Origin of the sequence: Bradyrhizobium elkanii WSM2783 (assembly GCF_000472865.1) — a bacterium.
GTDB classification, from domain to species: Bacteria; Pseudomonadota; Alphaproteobacteria; order Rhizobiales; family Xanthobacteraceae; genus Bradyrhizobium; species Bradyrhizobium elkanii_A.
Genome location: NZ_AXAP01000016.1, coordinates 82,968 through 98,503 on the forward strand (window position 1 = coordinate 82,968; position 15,536 = coordinate 98,503).

Genomic DNA, 15,536 nt, shown 5'->3' on the forward strand with positions numbered 1-15,536 from the left:
CGTCACTGCATGGTGCTCATGTCATGCCCGGGCATCATGTTGACGTTGAGGTGATGCATGACCCAGAGCGTTCCGGTCAGTCCGATCACCACCATGATGATGGTGAAGATCAGCGCCATCATGGTCCAGCCGCCCTCGGAGCGGGTGTTCATGTGCAGGAAATAGACCATGTGGACCACGATCTGGATCGCCGCCAGCACCGTGATGGCAAGCCCGGTGAGCTGCTTGTCTCCGAGCGCGCCGCTCATCACCAGCCAGAACGGGATCGCGGTGAGGATGACGGAGAGGCCGAAGCCGATCAGGTAGCTTTCGCGCGAGCCGCCGGCATGGTGCTCGCCATGTCCGTCTGCAGGATGTGCGTCGTGAGCGGGTTGCAGGGAGTGAGTATCGGCTTTCATCGGAGCATTCCCATCAGGTAGACAAAGGTGAACACGCCGATCCAGACCACGTCGAGGAAGTGCCAGAACATGCTGAGGCACATCAGACGCCTGCGGTTGGCCTCGATCAGGCCGTAGCGCGCGACCTGCACCATCAGCGTCACCAGCCAAACCAGGCCGAAGGTGACGTGCAGGCCGTGGGTGCCGACCAGCGTGAAGAAGGACGACAGGAAGGCGCTGCGCTGTGGCGTCGCGCCCTCGTGGATCATGTGGGCGAATTCGAACAGTTCGATGCTGATGAATGCCAGGCCGAACAGCCCGGTTATCACGAGCCAGGCCTGCATCGCGCCGACGCGCGACTTCTCCATCGCCAGCATCGCGAAACCATAGGTGATCGACGACAGCAGCAGCATCGAGGTGTTGACCGCCACCAGCGGCAGGTCGAACAGATCCTTGGGCGCCGGGCCTGCCGCGTAGTTGCCGCCGAGCACGCCAAAGGTCGCGAACAGCATCGCGAACATGAGACAGTCGCTCATCAGGTAGATCCAGAAGCCGAGCATGGTGCTCGCGCCTTCCGGATGCTCGTGCTCGTCGACGACGTAGAAGACCGGTTCGGAATTTTGTGGAGGGACGACGGCGAGTGTCATGACTTGGCTCCAGCGGCAAGCAGGTGCGTGCGCGCATCTTCCACCCGGACGACCTCATCGGCCGGGATGTGATAGTCGCGGTGATAGTTGAAGGTGTGGCCGATCGCGACCGCGAGCAGGCCGATGAAACTCACGGCCGCCAGCCACCATATGTACCAGATCAGGCCGAACCCCATCGCCGTGGCAAGCGCGGCGAGGATGACACCCGTGCCGGTGTTGCTCGGCATGTGGATCGGCTTGAACCCGGTGAGCGGACGCCGATAACCGCGGCGCTTCATGTCCCACCAGGCGTCGTTGTCGTGAACGACGGGGGTGAAGGCGAAGTTGTAGGCCGGCGGCGGCGACGAGGTCGCCCATTCCAGCGTGCGTGCATTCCAGGGGTCGCCGGTCACGTCCTTCAGCGCTTCGCGCTTGAGCACGCTGACTGCGATCTGAACCAGGAAGGAGATGATGCCGAGGAAGATCAGGAATGCACCAATGCCGGCGATGATGAACCAGATCTGCAGGCTTGGGTCGTCGAACACCCGCAGGCGGCGTGTGACGCCCATCAGGCCGAGCACGTAGAGCGGCATGAAGGCGAAGTAGAAGCCCACCACCCAGAACCAGAACGACAGCTTGCCCCAGAATGGATCGAGCCTGAAGCCGAAGGCCTTCGGAAACCAGTAGGCGATGCCGGCAAAGGCGCCGAACACCACGCCGCCGATGATCACGTTGTGGAAATGGGCGATCAGGAACAGGCTGTTGTGCAGGACGAAGTCGGCCGGCGGCACCGCCAGCAGCACGCCCGTCATGCCGCCGATCACGAAGGTGAACATGAACGCGACCGTCCACATCATCGGCAATTCGAAGCGGATGCGGCCTCGATACATCGTGAACAGCCAGTTGAACATCTTCGCTCCCGTCGGGATCGAGATGATCATGGTGGTGATGCCGAAGAAGGAATTCACGCTGGCGCCCGAGCCCATCGTGAAGAAGTGATGCAGCCAGACCAGATAGGACAGGATCGTGATGACGACGGTGGCGTACACCATCGAGGTGTAGCCGAACAGGCGCTTGCCCGAGAAGGTCGAGGTCACCTCGGAGAATATGCCGAACGCCGGCAGCACCAGGATGTAGACCTCGGGGTGGCCCCAGATCCAGATCAGGTTCACGTACATCATCGGGCTGCCGCCGAAGTCGTTCGTGAAGAAGTTGGTGCCGATGTAGCGATCGAGCGACAGCAGCGCCAAAACCGCCGTCAGCACCGGGAAGGAGGCGACGATGAGGACGTTGGTGCACAGCGAGGTCCAGGTGAAGACCGGCATCCTCATCATCGTCATGCCGGGCGCGCGCAGCTTGACGATGGTACAGATCAGGTTGATGCCTGATAGCGTCGTGCCGACGCCGGCCACCTGCAGCCCCCAGATGTAGTAATCGACACCAACGTCAGGACTGTACCCGATATTCGACAGCGGCGGATAAGCGAGCCAGCCGGTGCGCGCGAATTCACCGACGAACAGCGAAATCATCACCAGCACCGCGCCGCCGACCGTCATCCAGAAGCTGAAATTGTTGAGGAAGGGGAACGACACGTCGCGGGCGCCGATCTGCAGCGGGACGACGTAGTTCATCAGCCCGGTGACCAGCGGCATGGCGACGAAGAAGATCATGATCACGCCATGCGCGGTGAAGATCTGATCGTAATGGTGGGCGTTGAGATAACCTTCGGAGCCGCCAAAGGCGATCGCCTGCTGCAGGCGCATCATGATGGCGTCGGCAAAGCCGCGCAGCAGCATCACGATGCCGAGGATCATGTACATGATGCCGATGCGCTTGTGATCGACGGTGGTGAACCACTCGCGCCACAGATAGCCCCAGAGCCGGAAATAGGTGACGGCGCCGAGCAGGGCGACGCCACCCAGCGCTACGACAACGAAGGTGCCGACGACGATAGGCTCATGCAGCGGCAGCGATTCCAGAGTCAGGCGGCCGAAAATCGCTTTGGTGAGGAAGGAAGTATCGAACATGCGGCGCTCTTTAGGAGTCTGATTTCGGACGCGGTCCGAGAAGAAGGGAACTCGAGGATGGATTGGCGGGGGAGAACAGCGGCCGCTTGAGGCCGGCCCCGCGCAGCGGCGTCGTGTCGAACGGGACGGTGCTCTCCGGCTCGGATTGCCCCTTGAGTTCGTCGACCGAGCAGATGCCCGCCACGTAGGTCGGTTCGGGCCCGAACACCGCGCCGCGCCGGGCATATTTGTCGTAAGTCAGCGGCAGCGTGTTGTTCAGTCCTTCGCGACCAAGCCCACCCTTGGCATCGATCGCCATCATCTCGCTGGCGCACATCTTGCCGGGCTCGACGCACATGTTGACGATCGCCTTGAACAGGTCGCTATCGACGGAGCCGTAGCGGCGGACCGGCTCGTTGGCGCTCGGACGTTCGAGCACGAGGTATTCGTTGCGGCCGAGCATGTCGCCGCTTGCCTTGACGTTCGTGATCCATTTGTCGAATTCGGCCGTCGTCAGGCTGTGGAATGCGAAGTACATCCCGGAGAAGCCGGCGCCGCTGTAATTGGCGGAGAAACCCTTGTAGACGCCGGGCTTGTTGGTCACGGCGTGCAGCTTCGTCTCCATGCCCGGCATGGCGTAGACCTGGCCGGCCAGCGCCGGAATGTAGAAGGAGTTCATCACGGAGGAGGCCGTGATGCGGAAACGAATCGGGCGGTCGACTGGAGCTGCAAGCTCGTTGACGGTCGCGACGCCGTACTCCGGATAGATGAACAGCCATTTCCAGTCGAGCGCGACCACCTCGACATTGAGCGGCTTGTCCTGGGCCGCGATCGGGCGGTCGGCGTCAATGCGGCCAAGCGCGCGGTAGGGGTCGAGCAGGTGGGTGGCCATCCAGGTCAAGGCGCCCAGGCAGACGATGATCAGGAGCGGTGCCGACCAGATGACGAGCTCGAGCTGGGTGGAATGGTCCCATTCGGGCTCATAGCGGGCTGATGTGTTCGATGCCCGGTAGCGCCAGGCGAACAGCGCGGTCAGCGCCATCACCGGCAGGACGATCAAGAGCATCAGAACGGTGGAGATCACGACCAGGTCGCGCTGCTGCACGGCCACGTCGCCGGCCGGGGCGAGTACGACAAAATCGCAACCTGAAAGAGCGGCTGCGAGCGGCAGCAACGCCAGAATCCTCAAGACACGCACGGTGGAACCTTGTTGGAAATTTCCTATGTGAAACAGGGGGTAGCTGCGATGCAACAAAGAGGACATTGGACAATTTGTCCAATGTTGCAGTGCGCAATAGCGGCCCAAACAGCGCCTTTGAGGCCGCTAGCGGCAAGACCGGATGGTGGCCGCCTCAATCAAGAACGGAATAAGGCATAAGGCGCGATGGCGATGACACAGGCCCCAGCAATGGCTCACGGCCACCCGATGACGGCAGGTCACGAACCGGCGCGCCCGGGGGAGATCGCCATCGGCGTCATCATCGGCCGCACGTCCGAATTCTTCGATTTCTTCGTCTATGCGATCGCATCCGTGATCGTGTTTCCGCGCCTGGTGTTCCCATTCGCGAACGAGCTGACCGGGACACTTTATTCTTTCGGCATCTTCGCGCTGGCCTTCGTGGCGCGTCCGCTCGGGACCGTCATCTTCATGACGATCGACCGCCATTACGGTAAGAGCGCGAAGCTGATCATCGCACTGTTCCTGTTGGGGACTGCGACGGTCGCGCTCGCCTTCCTGCCCGGCTACGACACGATCGGCGTGTTTGCGATCTGGCTGCTGGCGCTGGCGCGCGCTGCCCAGGGCTTGGCCTGGGGCGGGGCCTGGGACGGCCTTGCCTCGCTGCTGGCGATCAACGCGCCGCGGCATCACCGCGGCTGGTACGCCATGGTGCCGCAGCTCGGCGCGCCGCTCGGACTGATCGTGGCGAGCGCCCTGTTCGCTTTCTTTGCCGGCAACCTGTCCGCGGAGGATTTCTTCGACTGGGGCTGGCGCTACCCGTTCTTCGTCGCGTTCGCGATCAACGTGGTCGCCCTGTTCGCACGGCTGCGCATGGTGGCGACTCCGGAATATGATTCGGCATTCGAAAGCCGCGAGCTGCAGCCGGCTCGCATCGTCGATACGGTTCGTGACGAGGGCCGTAATATCCTGCTCGGCGCCTTCGCGCCGCTGGCGAGCTTTGCGCTGTTCCACATGGTCACGGTGTTTCCGCTCTCCTGGGTGTTCCTGTTCACCCGAGAAAGCCCGGTGCGGTTTCTCATCATCGAGATGATCGGCGCCGCGTTCGGCGTCGTGGCGATCGTGGCTTCGGGAGTGATCGCCGATCGCGTCGGCCGAAAATTGCTGTTGACCGGTTCGGCAATCGCGATCGCCGTCTATAGCGGCTTCGCTCCGCAACTGCTCGATGCCGGCGCCGTCGGTGAAACCATCTATATGGTGCTGGGCTTCATTCTGCTGGGCCTGTCGTTCGGCCAGTCTTCGGGAGCGATCGCCTCCAGCTTCGCGCCGATGTACCGCTACACCGCCTCGGCGCTGACCTCGGACCTCGCCTGGTTGTTCGGCGCCGGGTTTGCGCCGCTCGCCGCACTCTTGCTCGCGACCCACTTCGGCCTGATCTCCGCCGGCGCCTATCTCTTGTCCGGCGCGGTGTGGACGCTGCTGGCCCTGTGGCTGAGCGGGCTGCGCGAAAACATCATCGAGTAGGGGCGAACGGGGAAAGACTAGAGCTTCGGTTCTGATTGAATCAGAACCGAAGCTCCAGATTGTTGTTTTGACGCGTTTTCTTCACGCGAACCGGTGTCCACTTCGCTCGAAAACGCTCTAGATTCTTGTTTTGACGCGTTTTCCTCGCGGGAACCGGTAATCCACTTCGCTCGAAAAGGCTTACGTTACTCCACCACGATCTTCACGCGATCGCGGGGTTTGACCTGGGCGTGGGCGTCCAACCCGTTGAGGACGCGGAAGCGCTCGGTCGGGTGGTCGACGCCGCCCATGCGGTGCGAGAGCGATTCCACGGTGTCGCCGGGCTGCACATTGATGACCTTGATGCGCAGCGGGCGCGCGGCCTGGATTTCCTCAAGCGTCAGGCGGCGGAACGAATTGACGGTCTCGCGCGCATTACGCTCGCTCTCGGTGGTCTTCTGCTTGGCCGCGAAGATGAAGCGATAGACGTCGCTGCCGAAGCGCAGTGCGTAGACCTTGAACTGCCATTGGTCGCCCCGCGCGGTGGCGGACGCCGCCGGGAAGCCGTTGACGGTGATATCCTCTGTGGAAGCCTTGTCGACGCCTTCCATCCAGCCGGAGTTGAGATAGTCGCCGAGCGACTGTTCCGCCGGCACCCGCACCACATCGAACCGCATCGCCTGCGCGCCGCCTTCGCGAACGCCGATCACCGCCTGCGCGGTGTTGTCGAGCGTGAAGTTCTCCGGGGCCTGGAAGGTGAACCCGAGCTTGGGGTGCAGAAAGCGGCGGCCGCGGACGAAACCTTCGCTCGGGTCTTCGCCATAGACGATGTTGTCGATCGCGGCGAGATAGGTCTCGCGGTCGCGCTCGGCACCTTCGGGCGCCGCATATTGCCGCGCTGCGGCCTGCGCATTGGAAATGCGTTCGGGCGTTGCCGGATGCGAGGACAGGAAGTCCTGCGCGCGCGGATCGAACGAGGTCTTGCCGACCTTCAGCGCCGCATTGCGCTCCATCGCCGTGAGGAAGCGCGAGGCACCATAGGGGTCGAAATGCGCGCGCGCGGCGATGCCGACGCCGATGCCGTCGGCCTCGAATTCCTGCTGGCGCGAGAAGCTCGCCATCGTGAGCTTGGTCTTGGCCAAAGCGAGCGCAGTGAGATCGGGATCATTGCTCATGTCCGTGACGACGCGCGTCACCACCGCCGCCTGCCGTGCCTGGTCTTCGCGGATGGCGGCGTGCTTTGCGAGTACGTGCGCCATCTCGTGGCTCAGCACGGACGACAACTCTGAGGTGTCGCTGGCGAGCGCGATCAGGCCGCGCGTGACATAGAGCTGGCCGGTCGGCAGTGCGAAAGCGTTCACCGCGCCGGAATTGAGGATCGTCACCTTGTACCCCTGGTCGGGACGGTCGGACGCGGCGACCAGCCGATCGACGGTCTTGCTGATCAGGCCTTCCAGCTTCGGGTCGTCATAGGCGCCGCCATAGGTGGCAAGGATCCGCTCGTGCTCGCGCTCGCTCGCCGGCGTCTGCGCGACCGTGGGCTTCGGTTTTGCCGGTTGGGGCGCCGCGACCGGAGCTGCCGTTTCGAACCGGCCGGCGCCGAGATTGCCGCAGGCGGACAGCAGGGTCGCCGCGCACAAAAGCGCCAGCGCAGCCGAAAGGCCGCGGCCCGTCCTGTCCCGCCGTCCCACACCCTCAATCACGCCAGCTACTCTCAAGCTGCCGGAAGATATCATGGTCCGACCCGCCGGATCATGACCCCATCCCTGTTTGCGCCCTGTTTACGCATGATCTCTCGGAAGAACGAGCTTCCCGGATCATGCTCTCATCTGTTTGCTTGAGCACGATCTTTTCGGAGAGCCGCTTCCCCTTTTCATGCCCTTAGTTCCCGCCGAGCACTTCTAATTGCCCCACCCGGAGCAGTTCGATCCGTGGCCCGTTGCGCGCTTCGATCCAGCCGCGGATGCGAATCCGTCGATTTTCCAGTGACTTAGGCGCAAGCCCAGCCGCCTCGATCGCGGGGATCATGCGCCTTGGAATAGTCACAGCAAAGTCCCGTGTCCAGTTCCGGCCAAAGTTGAGGTAGGTGGTTGCTCCCGCCTGACGCACGGACAAGACCTTCCCCTCGACCACCGCAAAACGCCCGATCCCCGCCAAAATATCGCCCGGACTTTCCGCGTTTTTTATGGCCGAGGCGTCGGCCCACGTTCCCCTTTTGGCCTGCCTCGCCTCGGCCTCGGCGGCAAGCAACAGGGTGGCGCAATCCCGGTTCGAGACATCAGGCGATACCATCGCCTGGCCCTGCTTCAATAGCTCGCTTTGTACGGCCGCGTCGGAGCCCGAGACAAAGACGAATGCCGCCTGGCGTCCATAGCGGTCCGGCGCGTCGTCCTCGCCCTGCAGCGAGATGTCGCGTCCCATCACCAGCGCCGACAGGGCTGCGGCCCCTTTCTGCCGGTCCGCAATCTCGATGCCGGCGAGGCGGATCTCGCGGCCGTCCGCGAGACGAAAGCTGCGCCCGTCGGTCACGGACACGACCCGGCCCTCGCCCTGGGCTTCGAAAGCGCATCCCGCCGCGCGGGCCGAATCGGCTATCACTGGAGGGATGAGGCACAACAGCAACATTTGTGCACAAAATTTCGCGTGATGCGCTGTCACTTTGTGGCCCCGTGTCATGACGCCGCTGCTAGCCGACTGAATTAGGACATGATTTTCCGTAACGACGTCGGTCTCCGTCCGACACTATCCCCGGGGCATTTTGACTTGAGGCCGATTGCGAGCATAAGTAGCACCCCATCGGCGGGGACCAGCAATGAAGCCGGAGCGCTGGGTTTCGCGCAAGCCAGTCTTGCCGCGCGTCCGGGCACAACAGGAAAGATAAGTGCTGCATGAACTCGTTTTTTCGGCGGCAGTTGACCGATTACGTTGAATATCATCGTGACCCCTGGAATTGCGCGATGCATGTGTTCGGCATCGTGTTCCTGTTCCTGGCGGCCATTCTCCCCCTCAGCCTGTTGTCCTTCACTCTGTTCGGAGTCGAGATCAGCGCGGCCGTGCTCGCCGTGCTGCCGGTCCTGTTCTACTGGTTCTTGCTCGATCTTGCGCTTGGTGCCGGAATCTTTTGCGGGGCTGTCGCTCTGCTGTCACTGGCCGCCTGGATTGTCAGTCATGTGACCATCACCGGCTTGTGGTCGCTTACGGCGGTCCTCCTTGTCGTGGGAGTCGCCTCGCAGATCATCGGGCACCAGGTGTTCGAACGCAGGAAACCCTCGATGGCCGACCACCCCGCCCATCTGCTGCTCGGACCGATGTTCGTGATGGCGAAATTATTCATCGCGCTGGGCTTTCGGCACGATCTCGCGCGTATTATCCAGCCTCCGCAAGATTCCCTGTCGTATTCCCAGTAGCTCCAGCCGTACTGCATCCCACCGCATGACACGAATCCTAGTTACAGGCGGTAACGGCTTCATTGGCAAGCACCTGGTCTCGGCGCTTGTCGCGCAGGGCAGCGACGTGCGTGTGCTTGATCTGCAGCCGCCGTCGCGGGCGTTGCCGAAGGTCGAGTATGTCAAGGGATCGGTGCTTGACCGCGACCTCGTAGACAGCGCCATCGACGGCGTCGACGAGGTCTATCACCTTGCCGGGCTGCCCGGGATGTGGCTGCCGCGGAAAGCCGATTTCCACGATGTCAACTGTGGCGGCACCGAGGTCGTGATCGGGACCGCGTGCAAGCGCGGCGTGAAGCGGCTCCTGCACTGCTCCACCGAATCAATCCTGTTCCGCGCCTCGCGATCGGACGATCGCCTCGCCGACGACGCGCTATTGCCCGACGACATGCCGGGGCCCTATACGCGCTCGAAAATGCTCGCCGAACGCTATGCGATGCAGCAGGCGGCAGCGGGATATCCTGTCGTCATCGGCTGCCCCACGATGCCGATCGGGACCCACGACCACAATTTCACGCCGCCGACGGAAATGCTCCGGCTATTCCTGAGCCAGCGCGTGCAGCTCTATCTGGATTTCGTCGTGAACCTGGTCGACGTGCGCGATGTCGCGGCAGGGCTGATCCTCGCCATGCAACGCGGGCAGTTCGGACATCGCTACATTCTCGGCGGCGAAGGCATCGCGCTGAAGCAGGTGCTGCGGATCATGGCGCATGTCAGGGGCCGGCGCACGCCGCGCCTTGCGATCAATGGCCGCCTTGCCGAGATCACCGCGGGCATCCTGGAGTTCGTTGCCGATCGCGTGACCCACCGGCCGCCGTCGGGCACGGCCGAAGGGGTGCGGATCGCGCGGCGGGCAGAGGCGCTGTCGATCGAAAAGGCGCAGCGCGAACTCGGCTACGCGCCCGGGCCGGTCGAGCCGGTGCTTCGCGAAACCATTGCGCATCTGCTTGGCTCCGGTCACAATCAGGCGGAATGGGAACCGGCGTCGAGCCCGGGCGCCCAGTCGTTCAATACCACGCGCCGGTTTGGCGTCTGATCCAATCGCCTGATACGGTTGCAATATGTCGCAAGACCCTGGTCAATGGTTCGCATTTGTCTGGAGCGGGTGGACCGCCACCTGGCCCACCCAGTTGCTCGCCATCATCTGGATTCTATGGGTCATGAGCTGGGTGGCGGCATCGGTCTGGTCCGGCCAGACCAAGAAGCACGTCATGACCTCGGACTCGCTGAGGTACCGCATCCCGATCCTCGTGGGCGCGATCCTGTTCCTGCCATGGACCGGACAGGTGCTGGGGGAAAAGCCGTTGTGGCAGTTCGGCAGCTTCGGCATCTACGTAATGGCGGTCCTGACGCTGGCCGGAATCTCCTTCACCTGGTGGGCGCGAATCCATCTCGGACGGTTCTGGTCGAACGCGATCACGCACAAGGAAGGCCACCACGTCATTGACACAGGGCCGTATGGCCTCGTGCGCCATCCGATCTACACCGGCCTGATCGCGGGAATGCTGGTCACCGGCATTGCCGTCGGGACGGTGACGGCGATCCTCGGGGCAGTGCTGATCTCGCTCGGTATGGCGCAGAAGGCCCGCATGGAGGAGGTATTCCTCAGCGCCGAACTCGGCGCGGAGGAATATGGAGCGTATCGCCGGCGCGTTCCGATGCTGATCCCGTTCATGCCGGCCGGTTAGCCGCAGCACGGTTTCTGCTTAAATCAGAATGGCGCCGTAGCCCGAGTGAAGCGCCAGCGGCCGCTCGTAAAGGCTGACGCAGATGTCCCGGGTTGCGCGTTCCGCTCCAACCCGGGCTACGTGCAGACATCTATCACCGTGGTCGCGGAGACGACTTCTCGCCCGAAGCCTGGCCCCGCGAAGGGCGGGGAGTGGGACTTGCCGGTCGCTTTGCCGGCTCCGCGGCCGCCGCCGTTGTTGCGGGCTGCTGCGAGACTGGCATCAGGTGGCGCGGGATGACGACGCGCTGGCCGGCGGTCAGTGGGGCATTATCGGAGAGCTGATTGGCCTGGATGAGCGACCACAGCGGGACGTGGTTCACTGTGGCCAGACCCTGCAAGGTGTCGCCTGCGCGGGCGTATTGCGGAATGCCGCTGTCCCACAGCTCGAGCGGCGCATCTTGCGGAACGACGTAGCGCAGCGGTGCAGTCTCGCCTTTGATCTGCATCGGTGTCGTCCCGAGTTGCACGACCGCGTTCACCAACTGGTCGTGGATGGTATCCATCTTGTCGATGTTGATGTGGGTGACTTCCTTATGGTCCTTCAGGTCGAAGCTTGCATAGTGGCCTTGATAGCCCGACTCGGCGACGACATCGCCGCCCCCCAACACGCTGTCGGACATGAAGATATTGATGAAGCGCTCGACATTGAGCGGCACTTTCCCCGTTGCGTGCGCCGGATCGATGGCGACGATCAGGCTGACCGGGATGTTCTCCTCCTGAAGGACTTCGGCGAATATCACGGAGCAAAGTCCGCCCATCGAGTGCCCGATCAGGACGATCGGAAGAGGATCCTTTTTGTATTCGCGGATCGCCTTGGCGGCGATGAGCCGGCAGATGGTAAACTCGTTAACGTCGGCCTCGACGCCGACCTCCTGGAGGCGGCTGGTCAGTTGATCCATCCCGCGCGAAAAAATCGGGCCCATGGCGCCACGAAACAGATAGGCGCGCACCCGTGGCGTCGGAGCGGGTTGTTCGGCGGCAGGGGGCGGTAATGCGGCCACCGTGGCAGCGGTATTGGCCTGCTTTGCGGCCGGAGCCGCGAGCGCGAAATGGCAACCGGCCGGCCAGATGCAGGCGACAAGCATTGCCCGAAACACAATGGCCATTAGCGGTTTCGGATTGATCATGCGCCTTCCGCCTGTGGTTTCGGCGCGCAGATACGCCGGCGCCCGATTGCCGGCTGGCCACTTGCCCGCGTTTGAGATGAACTATCGCGCAGGAATTGGCAAGAATTGCGGCGCAACCTGCGCGCCGCAATTCGACAGGCCCGGGATCAGTTACGGACCGCAGCCGCGCTGGCGGCCGCCCGTGGTGGTACGGCGGCGCTTGCCTCACTCGGCTGCCGCCGCTTCGTCGGCGATGCCGGGCTTGGCCGGCCGAAGACGACAGCGTCGATCTCGCTGATCACCTTCTGCTGCATGATCTGGCTCTTTTCGATCGTCAGGTGCCCGACGCCCGGCACGCTCTGGACATTGACGTTGTCAAGCGTGCCCTGGAATCCCCTGGCCCTTTCGACCGGAGTGCCGGCGCCGTTGGCGACGTAGAAATTGATGTATCGTCCGACCCGTCCCGAGAGGCTGGTGTGGAACACCGAGTCGAGCCCGATGGCAAGCTTCACGGGAACGCCGAGTTGGTCCAGCCTCGCGACCATATCCGGCAGGGAGGTCGCGCCCGAGGAGTGACCGACCAGGATAACGGTCTTGATCTTGCCGCTGCGGTATTCGGCCGCGGCCTCGTTGGCGAGCGATGACCAGAACACGTAATTGCTGATCGTCACGCGCATGCCCTGCGCTTCCAGTTTGGCGGCAATTTCGTCCAGTCCCAGCGAGAAGATGTTCAGGACCCCGCGGAGCAGAAAGACGTGGGCAGTGGAGGCGCGAGCGGCGGCCGATTCCGGCGCAGCCTGCGCCGGGCTTGCGACGACCGGAAGCAGCAGCAACAGCGCGGTCGCGACGGCGCGCAGCCTCGGAAACAAGTGCCGGCCGACCAGTCCGGTGTGGCCGCGATATGCGTTCATGGCTCCTCCTCGAAGGGCTACCGAATATTTGCGACGACCGTACCCCCAGCCCCCTCGCAACCGCAACAAAAGCGGTACGCGCGGCGTGGCTTTACTGAGGCGGCGTGTCTCGCGAGCAACACGGAGTCAGGGATTCGTTAATCTCTGTCGTGAGCTAGGGGCGTGGGAACTAGGCGAGAAAATGGCGGCCACCGGGAGGCAATCGAAATCAGCAGCGAGGCACGCGCTTTTGATTGCCGCATGTCCGGACGCGCCTGCGCCTGTGGGCTCAATTGCAAGTCGCTGCTCGGGGCGAGACCCGTGATCAAAGCGCTGTTTCGTTCGACCGCAAACTTCGATCGACGCCGAGATATTGTATCGAGCTGACGCCCCCGAAGACCATTCCGCTTAACGGAAAACCACAGGCGGATTCATGCATTGCCGCGGCTTGCTGCCACCAATCTCATGCGGCATGATCGCGCTGCAAAATGGTAGACCGCAGTCAATGTGGCTGACGAACCGGGAGGACTTCATGAAACGGATTCTGTCGGGTGCATTCGCCTGCATGCTGGCGGTCTCGGCCACTGCGGCGCTGGCGCAGAGCAAACCGCCGCCCCTCAAGATCGGCGGCATCCTCGACATGTCGAGCCTCTACGCCGACATCACCGGCCCCGGCAGCGAAACCGCCGCCAAGATGGCGGTGGAGGATTTCGGCGGTGAGGTCGTGGGCCGCAAGGTCGAGGTCGTGGTCGGCGATCATCTCAACAAGGCCGACCTCGCCGCGAACATCGCGCGCGATATGCTCGACAACCAGGGCGTCGAGATGATCTTCGACGTCGCGGCTTCCGCCACCGCGCTCGCCGCGGGCGAGATCGCCAAGGCGCGGGGCAAGATCATCATCTTCAATGGGCCCGGCTCGATCCGCCTCTCCAACGAGGCCTGCGGCCCCTATACCGTGCACTATGTGTTCGACACCTTCGCGCAGGCCAATGTGACGGGTCTAGCGGCGGTCAAATCCGGCCTCGACACCTGGTTCTTCCTGACCGCCGACTACGCCTTCGGGCAGGATCTCGAGAAGGACACCACCAATGTCGTGGTCAAGACTGGCGGCAAGGTGCTGGGCAGTGTCCGCCATCCGCTGAATACGTCGGACTTCTCGTCCTTCCTGCTGCAGGCGCAGGCCTCAAAGGCGAAGGTGATCGGGCTTGCCAATGCCGGCGGCGACACCATCAACGCGATCAAGCAGGCGGCCGAATTCGGTCTGACCAAGAGCGGCCAGAAACTCTCCCCGTTGCTCGCCTTCGTCACCGACATCGACAGCGTCGGCCTCGACACCGCGCAGGGGCTGTTGCTCGCCGAAGCCTTCTACTGGGACCTGAACGACGACACCCGCGCATTCACCAAGCGCTTCATGGAGCGCACCAAGCGCGTGCCGACCTCGGCGCAGGCCGGCGTCTATTCGTCCGTCACGCATTACCTGAAGGCGGTGAAGGCCGCGGGCACCACGGATGCCGCGGCTGTGATGAAGGTGATGAAGGAGACCCCGATCAACGACATGTTCGCCAAGAACGGCAGGATCCGCGAGGACGGCCGCATGGTGCACGACATGTATCTGTTCGAGGTGAAGAAGCCGTCCGAGTCCAAGGGACGCTGGGACGACTACAAGCTGCTCGCGACCGTTTCCGGCAACGAGGCGTTCCAGCCGCTGGAAAATTCGCGCTGCCCGCTGGTGAAGAAGTGACGCGAAGCGTGGCCGTCATTGCGAGGAGCGATAGCGACGAAGCAATCCATGGCTCCGCAAGCGGCGAGATGGATTGCTTCGCTCCGCTCGCAATGACGGTGGATGGATCTAACTAACAACAACCAAGAAAGCCAAACCCATGACTGAAAACAGCATCGTCCTGCAAAGCCTCGACAACGGCCTGCTCACCATCACCATGAACCGTCCGGAGCGGCGCAATGCGCTGAACCCGGACATGACGCGCGGCCTGGTCGAGGCGGCGCGGCGGGCAGCCGAGGATCACGAGGTGCGGGCGGTGCTGATCAAGGGCGCCGGCGGCACCTTCTGCGTCGGCGGCGACGTGAAGTCGATGGCGGAAGGGCGGGCGCCGCTGCCGTTCGAGGCCAAACTTACCAACTTACGTCGCGGCATGGAGGTCTCGCGGATCCTGCACCAGATGGCAAAGCCGGTGGTGGCGCAGCTCGACGGCGCTGCAGCCGGCGCCGGGCTCTCGATCGCGCTGTCCTGCGACCTGCGGGTGGCGAGCGAGTCCTGCAAGATCACGACCGCCTTCGCCAAGGTCGGCTTCTCCGGCGACTATGGCGGGACCTATTTCCTGACCCAACTCCTCGGCAGCGCGAAGGCGCGCGAGCTGTATCTGACCTCGCCGGTCCTCACCGCGCAGGAGGCGCATGCGCTTGGCGTCGTGACCAAGGTGGTGCCGGATGCGCAGATTGACGCCGCCGCGCGCGAGCTTGCGATGTCGCTGGCACAGGGACCGTCGATCGCGCTCGGCTTCATCAAGCGCAACATCAACAATGCCGAGCATCTGTCGCTCGAGGATTGCTTCGACGGCGAAGCCATCCATCACACCCGCTGCGGTGAGACAGCCGACCACAAGGAAGCGGCCAAGGCGTTCGTCGAGAAGCGCAAGCCCGTCTTCAAGGGCGAGTAGG

The 15,536-nt window shown here is 63.2% G+C and carries 14 protein-coding genes; 6 read left to right on the top strand and 8 right to left on the bottom strand.

Annotated elements, in window-relative coordinates; genetic code table 11:
• Positions 1–2: 2 nt before the first annotated feature.
• From cyoD to cyoA, 4 genes are read right to left on the bottom strand one after another with little or no spacing between them, the layout of a single operon-like run.
• Positions 3–398, bottom strand: a complete 396-nt coding sequence (gene cyoD / locus YY7_RS0116825) for a cytochrome o ubiquinol oxidase subunit IV (protein ID WP_028164265.1) — start codon at positions 396–398, stop codon at positions 3–5.
• Positions 395–1,024 carry a cytochrome o ubiquinol oxidase subunit III gene (gene cyoC / locus YY7_RS0116830; protein WP_028164266.1) on the bottom strand — a complete coding sequence of 210 codons (630 nt, stop codon included), beginning with the start codon at positions 1,022–1,024 and terminating at the stop codon, positions 395–397. The genes cyoD and cyoC overlap by 4 nt, the downstream gene beginning before the upstream one ends.
• The gene (cyoB, locus tag YY7_RS0116835) at positions 1,021–3,030 is read right to left on the bottom strand and encodes a cytochrome o ubiquinol oxidase subunit I (RefSeq protein WP_028164267.1); all 2,010 of its coding nucleotides are present in this window, start codon (positions 3,028–3,030) and stop codon (positions 1,021–1,023) included. The genes cyoC and cyoB overlap by 4 nt, the downstream gene beginning before the upstream one ends.
• Positions 3,031–3,040: 10 nt before the next feature.
• The gene (gene cyoA / locus YY7_RS0116840) at positions 3,041–4,207 is read right to left on the bottom strand and encodes a ubiquinol oxidase subunit II (RefSeq protein WP_028164268.1); all 1,167 of its coding nucleotides are present in this window, start codon (positions 4,205–4,207) and stop codon (positions 3,041–3,043) included.
• A gap of 186 nt (positions 4,208–4,393) precedes the next feature.
• On the opposite strand from cyoA, the gene YY7_RS0116845 reads away from it, so the two are divergent.
• Positions 4,394–5,710 (top strand): MFS transporter, encoded by a 1,317-nt coding sequence (locus tag YY7_RS0116845; protein WP_028164269.1) that lies wholly within the window; start codon positions 4,394–4,396, stop codon positions 5,708–5,710.
• A gap of 185 nt (positions 5,711–5,895) precedes the next feature.
• On the opposite strand, the gene YY7_RS0116850 is transcribed toward YY7_RS0116845, so the two are convergent.
• Complete coding sequence (locus YY7_RS0116850; RefSeq protein WP_028164270.1) at positions 5,896–7,392, bottom strand: M48 family metalloprotease; 1,497 nt, start codon at positions 7,390–7,392, stop codon at positions 5,896–5,898.
• A 178-nt stretch (positions 7,393–7,570) separates the two neighbouring features.
• Positions 7,571–8,314 carry a thermonuclease family protein gene (locus YY7_RS0116855; protein ID WP_051396752.1) on the bottom strand — a complete coding sequence of 248 codons (744 nt, stop codon included), beginning with the start codon at positions 8,312–8,314 and terminating at the stop codon, positions 7,571–7,573.
• A 263-nt stretch (positions 8,315–8,577) separates the two neighbouring features.
• Here YY7_RS0116855 and YY7_RS0116860 point away from each other — a divergent pair, with 263 nt between their 5' ends.
• The 3 genes from YY7_RS0116860 to YY7_RS0116870 are packed head-to-tail and all read left to right on the top strand — an operon-like array spanning position 8,578 to position 10,823.
• Positions 8,578–9,096, top strand: coding sequence for a DUF962 domain-containing protein (locus tag YY7_RS0116860; protein WP_028164272.1), 519 nt, complete (start codon positions 8,578–8,580; stop codon positions 9,094–9,096).
• 25 nt (positions 9,097–9,121) lie between these two features.
• Positions 9,122–10,171, top strand: coding sequence for an NAD-dependent epimerase/dehydratase family protein (locus YY7_RS51855; protein ID WP_051396753.1), 1,050 nt, complete (start codon positions 9,122–9,124; stop codon positions 10,169–10,171).
• Positions 10,172–10,196: 25 nt separating this feature from the next.
• Positions 10,197–10,823, top strand: coding sequence for a methyltransferase family protein (locus YY7_RS0116870; RefSeq protein WP_028164273.1), 627 nt, complete (start codon positions 10,197–10,199; stop codon positions 10,821–10,823).
• 133 nt (positions 10,824–10,956) lie between these two features.
• Here YY7_RS0116870 and YY7_RS51860 read toward each other — a convergent pair whose 3' ends face one another.
• Entirely contained in the window at positions 10,957–11,814 is an 858-nt protein-coding gene (locus YY7_RS51860) for a LysM domain-containing protein (protein ID WP_349642660.1), read from the bottom strand.
• 323 nt (positions 11,815–12,137) lie between these two features.
• A complete protein-coding gene (locus YY7_RS0116880; RefSeq protein ID WP_051396755.1) occupies positions 12,138–12,881 on the bottom strand; it encodes a hypothetical protein in 744 nt (247 codons plus the stop codon).
• 511 nt (positions 12,882–13,392) lie between these two features.
• Between YY7_RS0116880 and YY7_RS0116885 the strand changes: the two genes are divergently transcribed.
• Entirely contained in the window at positions 13,393–14,601 is a 1,209-nt protein-coding gene (locus tag YY7_RS0116885) for an ABC transporter substrate-binding protein (RefSeq protein WP_028164275.1), read from the top strand.
• Between the two features lie 139 nt (positions 14,602–14,740).
• On the top strand, positions 14,741–15,535 hold the full coding sequence (locus YY7_RS0116890; protein ID WP_028164276.1) for an enoyl-CoA hydratase: 795 nt from the start codon (positions 14,741–14,743) through the stop codon (positions 15,533–15,535).
• The last annotated feature ends 1 nt before the right edge of the window (position 15,536 follow it).